17 protein-coding genes are annotated in these 21,701 nt (G+C 28.9%); 12 read left to right on the top strand and 5 right to left on the bottom strand.

Features of this window, described 5'->3' with window-relative positions:
- Nucleotides 1–2: 2 nt before the first annotated feature.
- The 7 genes from WHD07_RS00460 (at nucleotide 3) to WHD07_RS00490 (ending at nucleotide 7,515) form a co-directional block, all read left to right on the top strand.
- Nucleotides 3–542, top strand: a complete 540-nt coding sequence (locus tag WHD07_RS00460; protein WP_343329584.1) for a heme NO-binding domain-containing protein — start codon at nucleotides 3–5, stop codon at nucleotides 540–542.
- Entirely contained in the window at nucleotides 542–2,524 is a 1,983-nt protein-coding gene (locus tag WHD07_RS00465) for a PAS domain-containing sensor histidine kinase (protein ID WP_343329585.1), read from the top strand. The genes WHD07_RS00460 and WHD07_RS00465 overlap by 1 nt, the downstream gene beginning before the upstream one ends.
- Nucleotides 2,525–3,670 (top strand): FIST signal transduction protein, encoded by a 1,146-nt coding sequence (locus WHD07_RS00470; RefSeq protein ID WP_343329586.1) that lies wholly within the window; start codon nucleotides 2,525–2,527, stop codon nucleotides 3,668–3,670.
- Entirely contained in the window at nucleotides 3,670–4,713 is a 1,044-nt protein-coding gene (locus WHD07_RS00475) for a sensor histidine kinase (RefSeq protein WP_343329587.1), read from the top strand. The genes WHD07_RS00470 and WHD07_RS00475 overlap by 1 nt, the downstream gene beginning before the upstream one ends.
- A 2-nt stretch (nucleotides 4,714–4,715) precedes the next feature.
- Nucleotides 4,716–5,033: an Hpt domain-containing protein gene (locus WHD07_RS00480; protein ID WP_105048258.1), complete on the top strand. Its 318-nt coding sequence runs from the start codon at nucleotides 4,716–4,718 to the stop codon at nucleotides 5,031–5,033.
- Nucleotides 5,034–5,038: 5 nt separating this feature from the next.
- Complete coding sequence (locus tag WHD07_RS00485) at nucleotides 5,039–5,749, top strand: LytTR family DNA-binding domain-containing protein (protein ID WP_343329588.1); 711 nt, start codon at nucleotides 5,039–5,041, stop codon at nucleotides 5,747–5,749.
- Nucleotides 5,750–5,847: 98 nt separating this feature from the next.
- Nucleotides 5,848–7,515, top strand: coding sequence for a T9SS type A sorting domain-containing protein (locus WHD07_RS00490; RefSeq protein WP_343329589.1), 1,668 nt, complete (start codon nucleotides 5,848–5,850; stop codon nucleotides 7,513–7,515).
- 51 nt (nucleotides 7,516–7,566) lie between these two features.
- Here WHD07_RS00490 and WHD07_RS00495 read toward each other — a convergent pair whose 3' ends face one another.
- Nucleotides 7,567–9,642, bottom strand: a complete 2,076-nt coding sequence (locus tag WHD07_RS00495) for a tetratricopeptide repeat protein (RefSeq protein ID WP_343329590.1) — start codon at nucleotides 9,640–9,642, stop codon at nucleotides 7,567–7,569.
- Nucleotides 9,643–9,872: 230 nt separating this feature from the next.
- Between WHD07_RS00495 and WHD07_RS00500 the strand changes: the two genes are divergently transcribed.
- Entirely contained in the window at nucleotides 9,873–11,141 is a 1,269-nt protein-coding gene (locus WHD07_RS00500) for an oligosaccharide flippase family protein (RefSeq protein ID WP_343329591.1), read from the top strand.
- Nucleotides 11,142–11,252: 111 nt separating this feature from the next.
- Nucleotides 11,253–12,437: a glycosyltransferase gene (locus WHD07_RS00505; RefSeq protein ID WP_343329592.1), complete on the top strand. Its 1,185-nt coding sequence runs from the start codon at nucleotides 11,253–11,255 to the stop codon at nucleotides 12,435–12,437.
- Nucleotides 12,438–12,447: 10 nt separating this feature from the next.
- Here the strand turns inward: WHD07_RS00505 and WHD07_RS00510 are convergent, their stop codons facing one another.
- Genes WHD07_RS00510 through WHD07_RS00520 form a run of 3 tightly spaced genes read right to left on the bottom strand, consistent with a single transcriptional unit; the run spans nucleotide 12,448 to nucleotide 18,265 of the window.
- Nucleotides 12,448–13,965: a glycoside hydrolase family 2 TIM barrel-domain containing protein gene (locus WHD07_RS00510; protein WP_343329593.1), complete on the bottom strand. Its 1,518-nt coding sequence runs from the start codon at nucleotides 13,963–13,965 to the stop codon at nucleotides 12,448–12,450.
- Nucleotides 13,959–15,176, bottom strand: a complete 1,218-nt coding sequence (locus WHD07_RS00515; RefSeq protein WP_343329594.1) for a hypothetical protein — start codon at nucleotides 15,174–15,176, stop codon at nucleotides 13,959–13,961. Before WHD07_RS00515 ends, WHD07_RS00510 begins: the two co-directional genes overlap by 7 nt.
- On the bottom strand, nucleotides 15,176–18,265 hold the full coding sequence (locus WHD07_RS00520) for a hypothetical protein (protein ID WP_343329595.1): 3,090 nt from the start codon (nucleotides 18,263–18,265) through the stop codon (nucleotides 15,176–15,178). Before WHD07_RS00520 ends, WHD07_RS00515 begins: the two co-directional genes overlap by 1 nt.
- Nucleotides 18,266–18,442: 177 nt before the next feature.
- Between WHD07_RS00520 and WHD07_RS00525 the strand changes: the two genes are divergently transcribed.
- The 3 genes from WHD07_RS00525 (at nucleotide 18,443) to manA (ending at nucleotide 21,337) form a co-directional block, all read left to right on the top strand.
- The gene (locus WHD07_RS00525; RefSeq protein ID WP_343329596.1) at nucleotides 18,443–19,597 is read left to right on the top strand and encodes a response regulator; all 1,155 of its coding nucleotides are present in this window, start codon (nucleotides 18,443–18,445) and stop codon (nucleotides 19,595–19,597) included.
- 93 nt (nucleotides 19,598–19,690) lie between these two features.
- A complete protein-coding gene (locus WHD07_RS00530; RefSeq protein WP_343329597.1) occupies nucleotides 19,691–20,101 on the top strand; it encodes a hypothetical protein in 411 nt (136 codons plus the stop codon).
- A 6-nt stretch (nucleotides 20,102–20,107) separates the two neighbouring features.
- Complete coding sequence (gene manA, locus WHD07_RS00535; RefSeq protein WP_343329598.1) at nucleotides 20,108–21,337, top strand: mannose-6-phosphate isomerase, class I; 1,230 nt, start codon at nucleotides 20,108–20,110, stop codon at nucleotides 21,335–21,337.
- Nucleotide 21,338: 1 nt separating this feature from the next.
- Here manA and WHD07_RS00540 read toward each other — a convergent pair whose 3' ends face one another.
- Nucleotides 21,339–21,698, bottom strand: a complete 360-nt coding sequence (locus WHD07_RS00540) for a hypothetical protein (RefSeq protein WP_343329599.1) — start codon at nucleotides 21,696–21,698, stop codon at nucleotides 21,339–21,341.
- Nucleotides 21,699–21,701 lie beyond the last annotated feature (3 nt).

Raw genomic sequence — 21,701 nt, forward strand, 5'->3', positions numbered from 1 at the left:
TTATGAAAGGAATTGTTTTTACAGAATTTTTAGATCTAGTAGAAGAAAAGTTTGGTTTAGAAATGGTTGATAAAATTATTTATCAATCAGAATTAGCATCAGAAGGAATTTATACATCTGTTGGAACTTATAGTTTTTCTGAGATGTTACAATTAGTAACAAACCTTAGTGATAACACTGGTATTTCTACAGATAACTTGCTTTTGGTTTATGCAGAGCACTTTTTTGGAATGATAGAAAGAAGTTATCCTGGTCTTTTAGCAACCTATAAAGACCCAATAGAAATGTTGGCTTCTATTGAAAATCATATACACGTAGAGGTGCAAAAAATTTACCCAGAAGCAGAGTTGCCAACATTTGTAGTAGAAGAAAAAACAGAAAACTCTATAATAATGGTGTATAAGTCTAGTAGGGCAATGCATCATTTTGGATTGGGATTAATGAATAAAACTTTTGAGCATTTTAATACAGAAGCCTCAATAGTATTAGAAAAAATTAAAGAAGACGGTACCGAAGTTCGATTTATTGTGAATAAAAAATAATGAGTCAAGATCAAATAGAAATACTACAACGCGCCCTAAAACGTGAAAAAGCTGCTAGAAAAGCTGCCGAAAAAATTCTAGAAGATAAATCTAGAGATTTATATGAGCTTTCAGAAGAATTAAAAGATTCTAATATAAAGTTAAATGAACTTTTAGAAGAAAAATCATCTACATTAAAAGGGTTGTTTGATAACATTAATGATGCATATCTAGTGATGGATTTGTTTGGGAATGTTTTAAAAATGAATGAGGTAGCTGTAGATCTTTTTGGGTATGATATTGATGTAGAGCGATTTAATGTCACAGAAATTATCTATCCAGAAGACATAGAGTATACCTATAAATCTTTTACAGAATTATATGATAAAGGTTTTTTTAATGGCTTTACCGCAAGAATATATACCAAAAATAAAGAGGTTAAGTGGTTGCAAATAAATGCAACTATTGTTTATGATAAAGATAATATTGCCATTGCAGCACAAGGTATTATTAGAGATATTACCAAAGAAAAAGAAGAAGAATATTTATTAGTAGAGTCAGAAAATAGATTGGCTGCACTTGTGCTAAACCTTAATAGTGGTATTGTTTTAGAAGATGAAAATCGAAAAATAGTATTATCAAATACAAAGTTTTGCGAATTATTTAAAGTTGATGCTCAACCTCAAGATTTATTGGGGATGGATTGTAAAGTAGCCTCAGAACATAACAAAGTCTTATTTAAAGAATCAGCATCGTTTGTAGCAAGAATGGATGAAATAGTGGCTGCTAGAGAACCTGTTTTTGGAGAGCAATTAGAAATGGTAGATGGTATTATTTTAGAAAGAAATTATATCCCCATATTTATAGAAGGCAAAATAAAGGGGTATTTATGGACCTTTAGAGATATTACCTTAGAAAAAAAATACAGCTTAAGTTTAGAAAGTGAAAAAGAAAAATATAGCAGTATAATTGCCAATATGAATTTAGGTTTGGTAGAGATTAATACAGATGATGAAATTTCGATGGTAAATCAAAGTTTTTTAGAAATGTCTGGGTATGCCAAAGAAGAATTAATAGGAAAAGTAGGTCGTGATATTTTTGCATTTAACAATAGTTCAAATGTTGTAAAAGATCAAAAAGAAAAACGTCTTAAAGGAGAATCTACCTCCTATGAATTTAAAACAAAAAATAAAAGTGGAGAAACTAAATATTGGTTGGTAAGTGCTGCTCCAAATTATAATTTGTTGGGAGAAAATATTGGTTCTATTGCTTTGAATCTAGATATTACTAAATTTAAAAGGTTGCAATTACAAAAAGAGCAAATTTTAAAGGAATTAGAAAAAAGTAATGAACATTTACATGAATATGCACATATTGTTTCTCACGATTTAAAATCGCCACTTAGAAGTATCGACGCATTGGTTTCTTGGATTAAAGCAGATAACGAAGGTAAGTTTGATGAAATGACACTTCAAAATTTTGATCTTGTAGAAGATACTTTAGAAACTATGGAAAAACTAATTTCTGATGTTTTAGAATATTCTAGTGCTGGTTCTAGCACACAAGAAGATGAAAATGTAGATTTAAATAACACATTATCAGATTTAAAAAAGATATTATTTATACCAGAAAATATCTCTGTTAATGTCTTAAAAAAATTACCAATTGTTAAAGGAGATAAAACCAAGTTTCAACAATTATTTCAAAATTTTATAAGTAATGCCATTAAGTTTTGTGATAAAGAAATTGGTATAGTAGAAGTAGATTGTAAAGAAGATGGTTCTTTTTATCAATTTTCAATTAGAGATAATGGTATTGGAATTGAAAAAAAATATCATGATAAAATTTTTGAAGTTTTTACCTCTTTAAATAAAAGAGAAGATTCAACAGGAATAGGATTGTCAATTGTAAAAAAAATAATTGACTTACATGAGGGAACTATTTGGCTAGAAAGTGAACCAAATAAAGGAACTACTTTTTACTTCACCATAAAAAAAACTTAAATGAAAACTGTACAGCTTAAAAAAAATAAAAATTCTGATTGGAAATACTTATCAGAAAACATCCCTCTAAAAGCTCCTTTAGTACTTGTTTTTGGAAATAGATATTTATTAGAAGACGAAAGTGTTTTTGATGAAATTAGAACTAAATTTAAAGACGGACATATTGTATTTGGTTCTGCTTGTGGTGATATTTCATCAGAATCTATAGATGATGAAAGTATTACTATTACAGCTATAGAATTTGAAAAAAGTAATTTTATAATTAAAACTACCAATGTTTTAGACTCCAATTCAGCATCTAAAGTAGATAGTTTTTCTGTGGGTAAAGATTTAATTAGTCAATTTTCTCAAGAAGGTTTAAAGCACGTTTTTGTTGTTTCTGAAGGAAGTTTTATAAACGGAAGTCAATTAACAAGAGGTATGAATGCTGCCACAGAAAATAATTTATTAATTACGGGTGCTTTGTGTGGAGATGATGCTCGATTTGAAAAAACAATAGCTTCTTATAACGAAAAACCAAAATCAGGAGAAATAGTGGCTATTGGCTTGTATGGTGAGTCTTTAGAAATTACATTTTCTATTAACGGTGGTTGGACTCCTTTTGGACCAGAAAGAATTGTAACAAAATCAGAAGGAAATACGTTATATGAATTAGATAATTTACCTGCATTAGATTTATATAAGAAATATTTAGGAGAAAAATCTAAAGAATTGCCAGGTGCAGCATTATTATACCCGTTAAATGTAAAAACAGAAGATGGGCACAACACCATTGTAAGAAGTATTTTAAATATAGATGAAGAAGAAAATTCTATGATTTTGGCAGGTGATATTTTAGAGAATTCTAAAGTACAATTAATGATGACCAATGTAGATAATATTGTAAATGCAGCAGAAAAAGCGGCTAAAAATGCTTTAGAGTTTAGAAACAAGAAACCAGAATTGGCCATTTTAGTAAGTTGTATAGGTAGAAAACTAGTTTTAGACCAAAGAGTAGAAGAAGAAGTAGAAGAGGTAATGGAAGTTGTAGGAGATGCAACAACCATAACAGGGTTGTATTCTTACGGAGAAATAGCGCCTTTTATAGGAGAAAATAGTTGTGAATTACATAACCAAACCATGACAGTTACACTAATTAGCGAATAATGAATTCTTTATTAAAAAGACAAATAAGAAAATATCTACCCAAAGAATTGCAGTCTAACGCAGAGTTAGAACAATTCTTAGAGGCTATTGATAAATCTTATAGCACTTCAGAAGAGCAGTTTTTAATGCTTCAGAGAGCTACAACATTTAGTTCTGAAGAGCTGTTTTGTGCTAATGAACAATTAAGAGAAGAATCTGATTCTCAAAAAAAAGTAATCGCAAAATTAGAAAGTGTCATAGACAAATTACAGTTCTATGATTTAAAGAATAATCGTCCTAAAGAAAGTGTAGATTCTTTAAAATTGGTTGATTTTATAGACAATCAAACCAAAGAAATTATTAAAATTAATCAACAAAAAGACAAACTTTTAAGAAATTTAGAGCGTCAGAATCAAGAATTAAATGATTATGCGCACATGGTTTCTCACGATTTAAAATCGCCTTTACAAAGCATAGAAGCATTAACGGCATGGGTTTTAGAGGATTATTCTGGCGTGTTAGATGATACCGGTAAAGAGAATTTACAATTTATTAGAGATAATGTAGAAAAAATGGATACCCTTGTAAAAGGTATTTTACAATATTCTACCATTGGTAAAATTGAAAAAGATTTTTATGATGTAAATTTAGATACTTTAGTAGATGAAATTTTAAATAATAAAGAAATATCAAATGCGGCTACTTTTAGTATTCCAGAAAAATTGCCAACTATAAAAGGAGATAAATTTAGGTTAAACCAATTATTTAAGCATTTAATAAATAATGCTGTAAAATTTAATGATAAAGAAGCCAAAACGGTAGAAATTGGCTTTAAAGAAACTCCTGATTTTTGGAGATTTTATATAAAAGATAATGGTAACGGAATTGATCGTAAGTATTTTGATAAAATATTTGTGGCATTTCAAAAATTAGAAGATGATTATCAGTCTACAGGAATAGGTTTATCTATCGTAAAAAAGATAGTAGAAGTATATAAAGGAGAAATTTATTTAGAATCTGAGCCAGAAGTACGCTCTACTTTTTATTTTAGCATAAAAAAATAAAGATGGAACAACCAAATTTAGAATACATAGAACAGTTAGCAAGAGGAGACGAATCTATTAGAAATGAGTTAATAGACGTTATTAAAACAGAGTTTCCAGATGAAAAGAAAGAGTACTATGATTACTTAGAAAAGAAAGAATTTAAAAAAATAGAAGAAAGTGTTCATAAACTTAAACATAAAATTAGTATTTTAGGTCTCGAAAAGAGTTACGAAATTGCTAATGAGTTTGAACACAACCTTCGAGAACTAAGTTTAGAGAAACAAGAAGATTTTGAAAAAATTTTAAAAGCAATTACAACGTATATAGAAACTATATAAGTTTTATGAATTGTATTATTATTGATGATGAAAAAATGGCAAGGGTTATAATCAAAACCTTATGCAATGAAATAGATTCTTTAAATATTTTAGAAGAGTTTCCTAGTGCCATACAAGCAATAAAATATTTGAATGAAAATGAAGTAGATTTAATCTTCTTAGACATTCATATGCCCAATTTTAGTGGTTTAGATTTTATTAGAAGTCTAAAAAATCCACCAAAAATTATTTTAACAACATCAGATCCAAAATTTGCTATAGAAGCTTTTGAATATGATTTTATTGTAGATTATTTATTAAAGCCAGTAGAGTTGCCTCGTTTTAAAAAGGCAATAGAAAAGGCAGAGAAAAAAAATATTCCGGTTACTACTTCAGTCAAACAAACTACTACAACTAAAGATACTGATAACGATTTTTATGTAAATATAGATCGTAGATTAATAAAAATAGATTTACCAAGTATTTATTTAATAGAAGCAAAAGGCGATTATATTAAAATAAAAACAGAAAGTAAAGATTATAAAGTGCATTCTACACTTAAAAAAATAGAAGAAAAACTTCCCGATTCTTTATTCCTAAAAATACACCGTTCGTACATTATCAATATTAAAAAAATTATAGATATTGAAGACAACAGTGTTTTAATCAAAAAAGATGTTATTCCTGTGAGTAGGTCTAAACGTCCAGAATTGATGAAAAGACTAGATTTACTTTAATGTTTGTCTAAACAAGTCTTACAGCTCATCTATAGTTAAAGTGTTAGTGGCTAAAAGTTAATAAATCACCTTTACTTTGTGTTTATTTTTGTGATATAATGAAACATATCATAAAAAAAATATTGCTAATTCTCCTTTTTGTAACAATAGGAAACACCATCGCTCAAACAGACAAAAGTGATTTTGTTAGTGTAGAAGGTGTAAAAAATAAGCAACTTTATAAAAAGAATTCTACAAATTCTTTCAACGAATATTTACCAAAAACAGGAATGAATGGTACAGAAACAGCATTTGTTTCTACTCCAGAAAAATTGGTGGTTAATAAAAGTATAAAAGATTTTTTATCGGTAGCTTATTATCAAAGAGAACACAAAGTAGCTTCGGTTGTAGCAACCCTTACAGAAGGCGGTGTTTACAATCATTATAAAGAGATTTGTAATCGATTAAATGGAGCTAGTTTAGATAGCATTAGTACTGTTTTAGTAAAAGAGCATCAAGTAATAAAATCTAAAATACGTAACGTTTCTGGTAAAGTTGAATATACTTTAAGCTTTTCAATTAAAGTAGATAACAACAATAAGGAGTTGTTTAGTTTTTGGAATATAGACCAATATCCTACAGGGAATTATCAAAATTATTTAATTTGGGGAAGTTCTTATGCTCAAGTTTATGCAACTGCAAATTATATTTTAGAAAAATATAGCCTAAGAGGTACACTTAAAAGCAAAACTATAGAAAATGTATTACCAAACGTTTTTGTACAAACAGGAAGTTACTCTAATGGTATTGTCCATTTAAATCTAATCAATAGAACTCAAGAAAAAGCAGTTAATTTTGTCGGTAATATAGCAGATACAGAAGTTTCTGAACACGTTAAGGCAGCAAATACTTTTTCACTTTCGGGTGATTATAATGAAGTGTTAGCTATTGAAACAGGTATTTTATTTGATATTGGGTTTTATTTAGAAACTACTTCTTCTAATCAAAAAGATGCGTTGTATTTGGCAGATGGACCTTGGGGTTTAGATTATTTGAAAGAATATGCAATGGTTTCAAATTTTGAAATAAAGACCTTTAAAAGAGAATTTAAGGAAACTGTTTATGAAGTAGAACGAAGTGTTAAAGCTATTGGGGAGGTAAAAGGAAATATTAATTTATTTAGACATCTTTTACCTGAAAACAAAACTTTAAATGTGGTTAAATATAACTTTCTTAATTTTAATATTAGAAATAATGAGCCTGTAGAAATAATACTTATGTCTGGTGAAGATAGAGCTTGGAAAAATAGGTTGCGTTATACAATTCCAGCAAATTCAAAAGAAAAAATGTACAGTATTTCCTTTTCAGATTTTGTAGATCATCTTGGGAATAAATCGGCAATTACAGATATTAAAACGGTAGTGTTTTCAATTATAGGAGATTACACCAATTACAAGCCTTTTAATTTTGATATAAACCAAATAGCATTTACAACAAAGAGTGCTTTAAGTACAGATAATGTTAAAATAGGGAATAACAATAAGCTTAAAAATTATCCAAATCCTTTTACAAGTTCTACAACAATTTTATTGCCAGTGGCTTCTAATGATATTCAAATTAAAGTTTATGATGTAATGGGTAGAGTAGTAGATGTTCAAAAATTAAGAGCTCATTCATCTTTTAAAGAAGTAGAATACAATGCTCCTCAATTAAAAAAAGGAGTTTATAAATATAGCCTAATTGACGATACAAAAAGTCAACATTCTGGAACATTTATCGTCAACTAGCCCCCAATCTCCAGAAGGAATGTTGTTGGGCAAAAGAGAAATCTTTTGCCCTTATTTTTTGTATAAAGGTTTTTTTAATAAAACCCATTTAAACCTTACTCCGAATTCGGTATACGTAAAACCAGCAGAACCTGCAGTGGCAACAGCAGAAGCAATATTACTTTGTAATCCGTAGATGTTTAAAAGCGCGCGTTCAGAAAATTTATAGCCTAATTTAGCTTGGACTCTATAAGTGCTTTGCGCATCATCATCTTCTATGTATTGCAAACCCGTTGCAGCTGTTAATCCATAGAACCATTCTTTCTTTTTTGCAGCAGCTTCATCTTTTATCAGATTTACAAATATTTCTACAGCATTAAATTTACTTGGACTAAAGTATACTTCTGGCAATTGTAATTTAAAAGATATGTTTTGATAATTAAGTCCTGCTTTTATAGAAGGTTTTGCAAATAGGTTATAATACAAAGAGGTAAATAATAGATTTCTAGCATTTTCATCACTTTGCCATGTGTAATAATACTGAGTAAACCAACCTAAATTAAAGTTGGTACTTAAACTATAATTTAATATTAGGTTGTTTTGTACAATTTGCTCATTTAATAAGGCCGCATTAAAATTTTGTATATCTCTTTTATAACCTAATTCTAGATTTTGAAGTTTAAAAGGCTTTATATTTAATGAAATGTCTGTTAAAAGTTGATTGTAGTTACTTTCATCAGAATCTGAAGAAGTAACACCTAAACTTCCTTTTAAGGTTACATTATTTAATAATTGATAAGAAGCTCCCAGTAATAAATTATTGGTGGTAGCTTTTAAGTTGGTGTCAGGATTAGAGGTTGTTCTATAATTATAATTGGCTAAAATTTTAAATTTTGTAGAAAACGGAATCTCTGCTTTTACATCGTATGCATTAGCCTCATTGTTTCCGTTATCATAAGAATACGAAAATTTGGTTTCTACAAAAGGCGTAAAACTTAAATCTAATTGTTTTATAAAATTAGAAGCATCTTTTTGTTTTTCATAAAAAGTTAAAGTGTTTTCTGCGCTCTTATAAGCATTTTTATAATAACCAGAGGCTTTTAAAGCATTTGCTTTTCCAAGATTACCATCAAAAGAAGCACTGTCTTTTTTTAATATTAAATTATAATCATCTATACTTTTCTTAAAATCACTTTTATAAATATTTAAGGTAGCTCTTAAAGAAAGCATCCAGTTTTCTGGATTTTTATTATTGTCTAATAATTTATCAATTTCAGTTTTAGCAGGCGTGTATTTTTTATTCCAAATTAAAGCCTGAATGTATCTTTCTATAGTTTGATTTTTTAAGGTTTCAGGTGTGTTTTTATCAATACTATTTAATGATTTTTCACTAACTGTTAAGGCTGTTTTGTCATCACCTTTTAAATGATAGGACAAAGCAATACCGTTTAAAGATGTTAATTTATCCGCAGGGTTTTTACCTATGATTTCATACGTGCTTTTTGCTTTTTCTGTTTGATTGGAGATTAAATACAAATTAGCAAGATTTAGTAAGGTTTCTTTATCATTTTTAAAAGAAGTGAAGTTTTCTTTTAAAATGGTTTCAGCCTCCTCATATTTTTGATCTGTTACTTTCTTATTTGCTAAGCCTAATCTCATATATTTTTTAGAAACCAATGCATTTGGGTTTCCTGGCAATACTTCTAAGGCTTTATCTACATTGATTAATGCGTTTTCAAACTCTTTTAAATTAGATAACGTATTTGCATATCCTAATAAAGCAGCAAAACTTTTACCATTTTCTTTTAATAATGTTTGATAATAGACTTTTGCATCAGGGTAATTTTTGCTCCAAAGTAAAGATTCTGCATAATTCAATTTTACTTCAAAATCTGACGGATAATCTTTTAACAAATTTGTAAAAAGTGTTACAGCAGCTGTAGCCTTACCGTTTAAACCAATGGCTCTTCCGTAACAAAGTCTTGCTGTTTTGTTAGTAGGATATTCTTTTAAAACATCTTTAAAAAAAACTTCGGCTTCTTGGTATTTACCCGTTTCTAAATACGTAAAACCTTCTTTCATGTCTTGACTAAAACCTTGTAAACTAAAGAAAAGAAAGAATATAAGAGTAGAATATATTAATTTCATTGATTTTGTTTTTTGTATTGGCAAGTTAAGCAATAGTAATTAATCATTAAACTATATAAAAGTGTTTTTCAACGTCTTTAGAGATTCTTTTTAAGGGAACTAGGTGATATTTGCTTAGAATTATAGAAAAAGAGAAATAATTTTAAATAATAATGCAAATACGCATTAATGTAAAGTTATTTATGATTAATTTAAAGAACCCAAAATAGCTTAATAAAAAGATACATAATATGCAAGAAGTTATACGATTTGTAAAAAACAAAATTAAGCCAGAACAACTATTTATGTTAAGTGTTCTCTTGGTAAATGGAGGAAACTACATTTATAATTTAGTTTTAGGAAGAGTTTTAGGACCCGAAAAATTTGCAGATGCAGCTATTTTAATTACTTTTTTATTAGTGTTGTCTTTTGTTGCCATGACGTTTCAACTGGTAACAGCTAAGTTTTCTGTGCTTTTTGAAGACTCAATATTTAGTGGCTTTATTTCTAAAATTTACAAAAATGCGCTATTTACTGGTATCCTTTTAGGAATTGCAATTATTGTTTTTTCTACCCAATTACAGCATTTTTTTAAAACAACTTCTTCCACCATGTTTGTAATTTTTGGTTTTGGAGTTCCGTTTTACTTTTTAATGAGTGTTAATAGAGGTGTTTTTCAAGGGAAACAAGAATTAAAATCTTTATCAGTAACCTATCAATCAGAAATGATCAGTCGGTTATTGTTAACCTTTGCGTTGTTATATTTTCTAGATGTAGATTCGTCTTTAATTATTGCTATTGGTATTTTTTGTTCTTTTGTTTTTGGATTGATTCCTTTTAGAACGAGCAACTTTACTTTGTTTAAACCTTTTGTATTAGATGCTGATAATAAAAAATTAGTGAAGAATTTTTTTATAATAACAGCTTTTTATGAGTTAACTCAGATTATTATAAATAACAGTGATATTTTATTGGTGAAACATTATTTTGAGTCTTACGAAGCGGGTTTATATGCTTCTTTAGCTTTAATTGGTAGAGTAGTCTATTTTATTGCTTGGATGTTTGTAATGCTGTTATTACCAACCGTTGTTCAGCTTAAAAAAGAAGGGAAAGATACCTTACCCATTTTATTAAAATATGTTGCTTATATTGGTGTTATTGCTGCAACCATTGTGGTTAGTTGTTTTCTTTTTCCGAATGAAATAATTAAAATATTGTTTGGTAGCGAATACTTATCTGTAGCTCCTTTATTATGGAAATATGCTTCTGCAACGGGTATTTTTGCCATCTCAAATATATTTGCCTACTATTATTTATCATTAGATAAATACGTACCTGTGGTACTTTCTGGAATTTTTGGAATGTTACAAATAGTATTAGTAGTTCTTTTTCATGAAACATTAGAGCAAGTGGTTCATGTACAAATTATAGCAATGGTAATGCTATTAATTGTACAACTTAGTTTCTTCTTTTTTAAAGATTCTAAGACAAAGGTTACAATCAAAGAAACAGCAGAATAATATTATCTAAACCTATTTTCCAATCATCTATATATAATTGCATTTGAGCAGCTTATCTAAAAGAAAATAAAGTAAAAACCTCAAATTTGTATTACCTTAAAAAATAAGAATATGAAATTAGCCATCGTAACAGCATACCCACCAAGTAAAGTAACCTTAAATGAATATGCGTATCATTTGGTTAAGAGTTTTAGACAAAGTGAAAAAGTAAGTGAACTAATTTTGCTAACAGACGAAACGCCAGAAGGAAAAGATATTAACTTTACAGAGAATGGTTGTAAAATTACGGTAAAAGAATGCTGGAAATTTAATAGTTATACAAACATTATAAATGTTACCAAAGCTATTAATTTAACAAAACCAGATGCCATATTGTTTAACTTACAGTTTATGAAGTTTGGTGATAAAAAAGTGGCTGCAGCTTTAGGTTTGGCAATACCAATGGTTTGTAAAATTAAAAGAATACCAACCATTGTTTTATTACACAATATTTTAGAACAAGTAGATTTAGAAAGTGCAGGTTTTACATCCAATAAATTGGCTCAAAAAGTATATAATTTTATAGGTACCTCTTTAACCAAATTAATTTTAAGAGCAGATTTAGTAGCTGTAACTATGGATAAATATGTTACTACTTTGGTTGATAAATATAAGGTAGATAATGTAAAAATGATTCCTCACGGAACTTTTGAAATTCCAGAAAATCCGTCTCAAGAATTGCCAGAAGGTCCTTTAAAAATTATGACGTTTGGTAAATTCGGAACTTACAAAAAAGTAGAATCTATGATTGAGGCTGTAGAATTGGTAAGAAAAGAAACGGGCTTAGATTTAGAAATTGTAATTGCAGGAACAGACAACCCAAATGTACCTGGTTATTTAGAAAATGCACAAGAAACCTACAAGCATGTACCACAACTTACTTTTACAGGGTATGTAGAGGAAGAAGAAGTAGCACCTTTGTTTACAGAAAGTGCCGTAGTTGTCTTTCCGTATACGTCTACAACAGGTAGTTCTGGAGTATTGCATCAAGCAGGTAGTTATGGTAGAGCAGTAGTAATGCCTAATTTAGGTGATTTAGCTACTTTAATTGAAGATGAAGGCTATAGAGGTGAGTTTTTTGAACCAGAAAGTGTAGTAAGTTTGGCAAATGCAATTAAAGCAATTGTAACTAATGATGCATATAGAATTCAATTAGGAGAAGCTAATTACAAGGCTGCAACTGCTTTTCCTATGGAAAGAATTACTAATATTTATTTAGACGAGTTCAATAAAATTATTGCTAAAAAGAAAAAGTAAGTGTTATAAATTATTCTTTAGAAATATATTTATAAGATAATTTCTTTTTACCAGAACTTGTAATAAATCCGAATTTTTTCTGAGGATTTGTTCGCCAAGGAAGTCTCCCTAAAACTTCTTTAGGTACGTTATCAAAATCATATAAAGTCCATGACATAAAAGGAATTTCATTTTTTGTCATGACTTTTTGAATTTCTTTATAATAGTTTGCTTGTTTTTCTTCAGAGCCTACAAAAGGTCTCCATAAACCGCCGTAAGAAGACAAACCAAATTCTTGTAAAATAATAGGTTTCTCTTTTATTTCTTCTTTTAGTTTTAGGTATGCTGTTTCAAAATTTTCAAGTTTATCATAATAATGAAAAGAAATAACATCTACCTTATCTTTTAAAATAGTTGCACTTTTTGTGTTAGACCAACCAATAGTTACAGGGTGTTTTGTATCAATTTTTTTAATAAGAATAATCATGAAATCTAACCAAGCAGTTACGTTTGTTTTTCCTCTAGAATCAAAATCTAAGTTAGGTTCATTTTTAACATCCCAAGCTAAAATAGCTTCATGATCTTTAAAGGTTTCTACAATTTTTTCTGCATGTCTTTGGTTTAAGGTCCAATCTAAAACATCATAATTTCCATAAAAATCAAACAAGGTAACTACTACTTTTAAGTCTTCTGAGAATGCAGTATCTAAAACTTTTTTAAGTTTTTCTAATTTATCAAATTTAACATTTGCTTTTCCAAAATCTTCATACGGAACAAAAATTCTAATGGAATTTAAGCCTGCTTTTTTAATAATTCTAAAATCGTTTTTTATGATGTTAATGTCAAATTCATCACCATACATATTCCAAGGTGTGGCTTGCGGATAATAATTAATTCCTTTTATGTTAGAGAAAGCAATAGGGGTTTTTACAAGCGAATCTTTAAATTGTTTAGAAGCTTCTTTTACCACGTGTCTAATACGCCAAAAACCATCTTCTAATAACAAAACATATCTATAGGTAGAAACTTCTGTAGTTTCTAAAAGTAGTTTTTTGTCTTTAAAAACCTTTTTATATTCTAAAGCATTGGTATCTTTTAAAACAATTAATTGTCCGTCTTCACTAAAAAACTCAATGTCTAAATGATGCTCTAATGTAGTGGCATCAATGGTTATTTTTTCTGATTTATTATTCTTAATAAGTTTGTAGATGTTTTTTCTTGCACTTTTAGTAAAATAATCTTCTATACCAACTTGTGTATTGGTTTTGTAGGCTACTTGTTTTACATACCAAGCATCTAAATAATCGTTTTCAACCGCATTTATTTTTTGCAAACTTATTTTTCGTCCTTCGTTACCATCATTTTTCCAGGTAACTTTTGGTAAATATTGTTCTGCCTGTTTTACTTCTGTGTGCAACATTTTACTTCTGTCTGCACCGGTATTTAAAAAACTGTACAAAGAGCTCACTAAAAATAAAAGGATACCAATTATGGCCATATAGGTGAGCATTAAAACACCTCTAAGAATTCGTTTATTTGTTTTTACCATAATTTAAAACTTTTAAACTCTTTTTTTATTCCTGCGGTTTCAATATAAAATGTGTACAAATTATTTTCAAAAATATTTGGATCTAAGTAAAAACTTGCAAACCCATTTTGTGATTCTTTAAAAAGCTCACTAACAAGTGTGTCTTTTTTGTAAATGGTAAGTTTTACAGACAATCCATCCGGAATTATTTGGTTCATAAAACTTTTTAAAGGACCTACTTTTATAGTTCTGTTGTTATTTAAGAAAGCAACTTGGTAATTTTCTATTACTTTTTTGTATTTAATTTTTAACACGTTACTCTCTGCAATCCCAATAAAATAGGCTTTTATAGTCCATTGATCTTCAAAATCTGGATGAATAATTTTTGCATGAGCCACACCATTTAAAGTAGTACCTGTTGTTTTTAAAATACCACCATTTTTATTGGTGATATAAAACTCCACATAACTACCATCACTTACAATATTGTTGTTTTTGTCTTTTATGGTAGAGGTATAAAAGGTGGTTATTTGATTTCCATCTGCATATTCATGATTTCTGCTTACATAGATTTTAAAATTTGTAGCGATGGCAGGCATAATATTCACATCAAATTCTTTAGAATTTAAACCAAAAGATTCTGACGAAATAATCATTCGTCCACTTTTTTTAGGAGAATAAATATTTCTGTGTCCAATTAATTTATCGGTAAAAATAGCTTTTGATGTTTCCGATTTTAAAAACTGATATTTTACATCAACTTTGCTATCATCTAAAATAGGATTATCTAAACTATCTGTGGGAATCACCACTAACATGGTGTAATCTAAACCACCTGCATCTATACTTGGTGGTCCTAAATAAGTTTCTATTGATGTTGGTTGTTGCAGAGAATTAATGGTGATATTCCCCGAAATTTCTTCTGGTGCATTGATAATTTTCCAAGATAAGATGCCTCTTTTTTTTGATAAAAATTTAGGGATTTCAAAGACCGTTTTTTCATTTGTAATAGTAGGTTCTAAAACGGTTGCACCATAACTGTTAGCGCAATATAATTGATAAATAGAATCGGTTTGTATGGTAAACTCTAGTGTAATTTTATCATTTACATTAAAAGTTGTTTTTGTTGATAGTAAAGAAATAGAAGACTGTTTAGTTGTTGTTTCTTGTCCAAAGAAAGAAACAATAACTAGTTGTAAAATGGTTAGCAAAAAAAGTTTTTTTAATTTCATTATTTTGGATTACCGATATACATACTTAATTCTATTCTAATATAATTAAAAAGCGGATGTTCTACTTTTTGTAAGTTACTAATGGTCTGGTTTTTTATTCTGTTTGGCATTATTTTAAAGGCAATATCTTTATTAGGTAAGCCATTTACAAAACAAAAACTCATATCATCACTAACTGTTTTTATAGTTGGATTTAAAGGAATTGGATACTGAAAACGAAGTTTACGCTCTTGACGTATTCCTTCTTTTAAAAATAAATTATCTACCCAAATCATTTCTTTATCTTCGTTGTAAAAAGTAATAATCATTTGCGGAACCGTAATTTCTTGAATTCCGCTATTGAATAAAGTCCCGTTAATATGATTAGGAGTAATGCTTATTTCACTTAAAACAATGTCTTTAAATAAATCAGAATTTGTAGTGTTTCCTGCAGCTTGTAAATTAAATTTAGTAGGTTGCTCACTTAATTCCACAGGTGTAAATTCATCTGGATTAAATGTTTTAGGAATAGAATCTTTGGTTTTAGACCAAGCAATACCTTCAAAATTAATTCTAAAAGCACTAATTTCTTTCGGCATTAATTTATGCTTTAAAATATGCTTTGCGTTGTAGGTTGCCAATTCTTTATTATCATCATTATAAAGAGTTCCTTTTAAAACAACATCAGAAGGTACATTGTCTATATTTTGTACTTCACCAATAATAGCATAGCGTTTGTTAAATTTTATTAGTTTAGCAGAAACAATTTCTAAAACAGGCTGTTTTAAAACATCTTCATGATGGGTTTGTTCTGTTGTAATTCTTCTTCTACCTTGATTAAAATACCCCGTAGCATTTTTAGAATAGAGTTGGTCTGGTGGTAAATCTATCGATTTTCTTGTAGGCTTTAAATACCACTTTCCTTTTCTTTTAACAGCTGTTTTAATTTCTGTTTTAGATAGTTTTTCTAAAGGTGTAATCCATTTGGTTTCTACCTTTAAAGTAGCCATACTATCTGTTACTTTTTTTATTTCTGTGGTAATTGCATCTAATTTTGCATACGAACTTAGCAAACCATCAGTAACAGAAATTTCTAATAAATATTGAGCGCGTGTAAGTTCATCTTCAGGATCTATATACGTAAAACTTTTATTCAATTCTTTAAAATCGATGGCATCATAATAAGCTTTTACCACATTTTCTGGCGACCTTTGTGTTTCGTTTTTAATATAAAACATATAACACGCATAGGCAATTACAAAGATTAAAACCACTGCCCAAATATGTAATGCTCTTAAAACAATTCTAGGAAATTTAAGGTAGTCTACTTTAAATTTAAAATAAACAGGTACTGCTTTTACTTTTGTTTTTAAGCCATTTACAAACAAGGATTGCACATTTAAAATAAAGGCAATTAAAACCGTTAAAAAAGGAATGACACCCCAAATTATTTTTACCCAAGCAGGTACATCTTCTTTAGGTAAGATTGAAGAAACAGGAGGGACGTTCAATTTTTCCCAAACCATAATGCCGTTTTCTAATTGAGACAAACGTTGCCATCCGCAGAAAAATAAAACCGGATCGTAAAATTTATCATTCGAAAAAATATATTTTAAATTGTACTTTTCTGGAGTAGTTAAAAATTGTTGCAAAGAACCAATACCAGCAACTCCTTTAAATTTAGAGTTTTCTAAACGCTCTATAGGTCTTGTCGTCAATTCGGGTAAACGTCTTGCAGAATGGTAATTACCATCTACACTCATGGCATTTGTTTGTGCTGCTAACCAAGCCATTTGGTCTCCAAAACCTAAAGTTAAATAGCGCCAATGATCATGAGAATCTTGACTCAGAAAATTAACAATAGGCAGCATTTTTATTTTTTGAGGTTGAGAGGGTCTAAAGTATCCTAAACTCATGGTGAAAATGACCATAGAAACATAAGCACCCGCTAAAAGTCCACCTAATAATCGATGATAAACAGCTCCGAATCTATCTTGAATTAATGTTTTTAAATCTCCTTCTACAAAACGGTAAATAAACTCACCAAAAATAGGAATCGACATGATAGAACCCCAAAGCGTAAATCTGTCTAAGGTTAAAATATTAAAAGCCGTTTCGCCCAAAATTATTTTAGGTATTGGTGTAGTACCTCCTGTTCCTAAAATAACTAACATGGTAAAAGACAAACCAAAAAATAAATAACGTTTGCTAAAATATCTGTAAAATATATACGGTAGAATAAATAATAAAATTCCCCATGGAATAGTAAAAAACACCAAACCAGAAGAGGTTACTTCAATAAAACTATCTCTAGACCCATGCGGAATTGGTACTTGTGTAATGGGGTTTAATTTCGAATTCATCCAATAAGGAAAAATGCAAAAAATAATAAGGAATAAAGAAGAGAAACCAAACGCTAAGTTTTTCTTCAGTTGTTTCATAAATGTTTTTAGAAATAAAGTAAACGTAACCTCTTTATATGAATCTACTTCTTCTCTAGCAACATCCATAATTACTGTACCAATTAAAGGAAAAATAAAAAATAACATTCCAAAAATAGGCGTAACATGATGCGAGGTTACGGTAACAGCAATTAAAGAAAGCGAGGTAAAAAAGAACTTATATTTACCTGTTTTAAGCCATAAATAAATTTCTGGTAGCGCGTGCATTAATACAGAAACACCAATTATACTGGGCAATTGACCAAAAATGTGTAAGGTTTCTACAAATGATGAAGAAAAAACGGCCAAAATAGCGGCATATCCCGCAACTGTTCTGTTAGAGGTGATGAGTAAAGAATACCTATAAGAACCCGTTACAAATAGAACAATTGCAATTAAGGCAACTGTAAACATCCCAAATTTTAAGCCACCAATTAACGATAAAGCACCAATAGTTTGATGAACCAAAGGTGGGTAACTTTGTACGGTAAAACCAGTATACCACTTGTAGTTCCAGGGCTCAAACCAACTATGGGCATAATGATCAGCAAAAAATAAATGAATTAAAGCATCATAAGTAGTTTCTAACGTAAAGAAAATAGAAGAACCATGAAATAGTATGGCTAATAGAATTGCAGTAATTAAGTATTTATTAGATTTTTCTTTCATTAACAGAGCATTCGCTTATAATACTGTAAAGGTAAATATTTTTAAGGGTATTTTTTTTTTATTAGTCTAAAGTAAACTACCTTTCAACAGAGTTAATCTACCATTAATGACTAATTTAAAAAGAATAAAGTAAAACTAAAGTATTTTTGCCTTGTAATTAACAAATAAACCTCAAACATGAAAATATTAGCAATAGATGATCAGAAACTAGTCTTAATTCCGCTAGAAAGCAGATTAAAAGAAATGGGGTACGAAGTTCTAACAGAAACAGATGGTGTAAAGGGAATTGAACTTTATGATTCTTTTCAGCCAGATTTAGTTATTGTTGATATTAATATGCCTAGTATTTCTGGGTTAGATGTTGTAAAACATATTAGAGAAGTAAGAAAATCGAATACACCTATTATGATTTTATCTGGTAATACAGATGATGAAATGATTACGGAAGGTTTTGAGTTAGGGGTAAATGATTACATGAAAAAACCTTTGAGTTTAACAGAAGTTGGTTTAAGAACAAAAAGGTTAATTGGTGCTCCAGATAATATGGATCTTACCAAAAAATACTCAAATACCATTATTCAAGAAAGATGTGTTGGGGTTGTTATACCTTGTTATAATGAAGAAGAAAGGTTATTAAGTAAAGACTTTACAGATTATATAGATAAAAATTCGGGGTATCATTTGTGTTTTGTAAACGACGGTAGTACAGACAAAACGTTAGATGTTTTAAACAATCTTAAAAAAGGAAGAGAAGATTTTATTACCGTTTACGATTGTGAAAAAAATGGAGGTAAAGCAGAAGCTGTAAGACAAGGGATGCTCTATATGGCTAAACAAGAAGATTTAGATTTTATAGGTTTTTTAGATGCTGATTTATCTACAGATTTAGCCGATTTTAATGACTTGGTAACCACTATAGAAAATAACGAGAAGTATAAAATAGTAAGTGGTTCTAGAATTAGTAGAATGGGAGCCAATATTACCAAAGAATCTGCAAGAAAAATTATTAGTATGACGATTAATTTTATCATCAGAAAAATTCTTTCTATGGATTTTAAAGACACACAATGTGGTGCTAAAATTTTTCATAAAGATGTTATTGATGTTTCTTTTGGGGATAAATTTGTAACTCAATGGATTTTTGATGTTGAAATTTTTAGAAGAATCACCCTACATTATGGCTTAGATAAAGCAAAAGAAATGTTGTGTGAACAACCTTTAAAAAGATGGATTCATGCAGATGGATCTAAGCTATCTATGAAAGATTCTGTTAAAATTGTTGGGCAATTAGGGCAGATTGCATGGCATTATAGAAAAAGTAAGAAAAAGTAAGAAAAAGTAAGAAAAAGTAGTTCATTAAAATAATATAGTTAAAAGGTTTGTACCATTTCATTAACGAGTGTCGAAACTATTAAACAAAGAGATATGAAGAAAGGAGTAATTGTAGTTTTCGAAAAAAACGATATTGATGTTTTAGAAAAATTTCCTTTAAAGTCATTTTTTAACAAACAACTTAAGATTTGCCTAGTAAATAATGGCAATGACAATAAAATACTAAAATTATTATTTAAATTAAAAGAATCTTCTAAATTTGACATTTCTATTTTAAACTTAAGAAAAGAAAAAGCATCAATGGCAGCAGTAAAAGCAGGGGTACGTTTTTTGTCTAAAACAGAAGACATTAATTTAATTGTACACACGCCACCGAAAAATATTTTTAACAAAAATCTGATGAAGAAAATGTTAAAAATATCTGATGATGATTTAGCGCTTAAAATAGATGAAAGAGTATTACTAAGAAAGGTATATGCGCTGGATGAATTAATAAAATGTTAAATAAAGATGGTTGAAAATTTAGGCAAAAAGGACAATAAATTTTATAAGATAGTTGGACAAATACAGAATTATGATTGGGGAGGAAAAAGTTTTATTCCTAATTTAGTTTCTGAAAAAATTGAAGCAAATACAACGTATGCAGAATATTGGTTAGGAGCCCATTTAAAAGCACCATCAAAAGTAATTACAGATAAAGGAAGTATTTCTTTAGATCAGTTTTTAAATGAAAACCCGATTGAAAATTTAGGAGCGGATGTTGTAAATAATTTTGGAAAATTACCCTATTTATTTAAGGTTTTAGATGTTGATAAGATGCTTTCTATACAAGTACATCCAAGTATTTCAGCTGCAAAAATTGGATATAAAAAAGAAAACGAATTAGGTATTCCATTAACAGCAAGTAATAGAAATTTTAAAGACGAAAATCATAAACCAGAAATAATGGTTGCTTTAACCGATTTTTGGTTGTTACATGGGTTTTTAGAACAAGAAAAATTAGTAAAAAATTTAAAAGAAACCGCAGAATTAAGTTTTTTATTAAATACCTTTTTAGAAGATGGTTATTTAGGTCTTTATAAAAAAGTGATGGAATATAGTCAAGAAGAAGTAAATACAATTCTTAGACCTTTGGTAAAACGTATTCTTCCTAAATTTCAAAAAAATGAATTAGAGAAGTCTTCCCCAGCTTATTGGGCAGCTAAATCATTAAACAATAAAGATTCTGAAGATATCGATAAAGGAATCTTTTCTATCTACTTTTTTAATATTTTAAATTTAAGTAGAGGTGAAGCTATTTTTCAGGATGCAGGTGTGCCTCATGCCTATTTAGAAGGTGTAAATATGGAGTTAATGGCAAATTCTGACAATGTGTTAAGAGCAGGATTAACCAGCAAGCATATTGATGTTGAGGAGCTTATTAAGCATACCAAATTCGAAGAAACGATTCCTAATATTTTAAACGGAGTTGAAAATAATGCAAATGGAGAAGTTGTTTTTAAAACGATTGCAAAAGATTTTGAATTGAGTAAAATTGAGCTAAAAGAAGCTATTACACATACTTCAACTTCTAATTCTGTAGAAATATTAATGGCTTTAAACGGTGCAGCTACACTTTTACAAAATGATGAGTCAATTTCTATAGAAAAAGGACAAGCAATACTTATTAAACCAAATACTTCTTATAAAATTGAAACAAACTCTGAAATAGAAATATACAGGGCAAGTGTGCCAAAATAAATTAATTTAAAACTGTTTTAGAGTTTTTTACTCTAAAACAGTTTTCCATTCCCAAAAACTTGGGGTCTCCAAGTTCTTCAGACCAAAAACCTTCTAGAATATCTTTATTTAAGCATTTGTAAACGACAGTGCCTTTAAATATTTTATCATTATAACCTTTGTAATTAAAGTTGATAACTAGAATATTATCCTTAAAAAAGCCTGTTCCAGATTGTTCTTGAGTATCATCAATCAACCATTTAGCAATAATTCTATGATTAGTATCTAAAGACAAATTAAGTGTTCCTTTATATGAGTTTTTTTCATCATCTTGATTGCTTCCAATAATAGAAAATGTACCTACTAAATCTTTAACTGTCATTTT

The sequence above is a fragment of the Polaribacter staleyi genome, assembly GCF_038024045.1.
Lineage (GTDB): Bacteria > Bacteroidota > Bacteroidia > Flavobacteriales > Flavobacteriaceae > Polaribacter > Polaribacter butkevichii.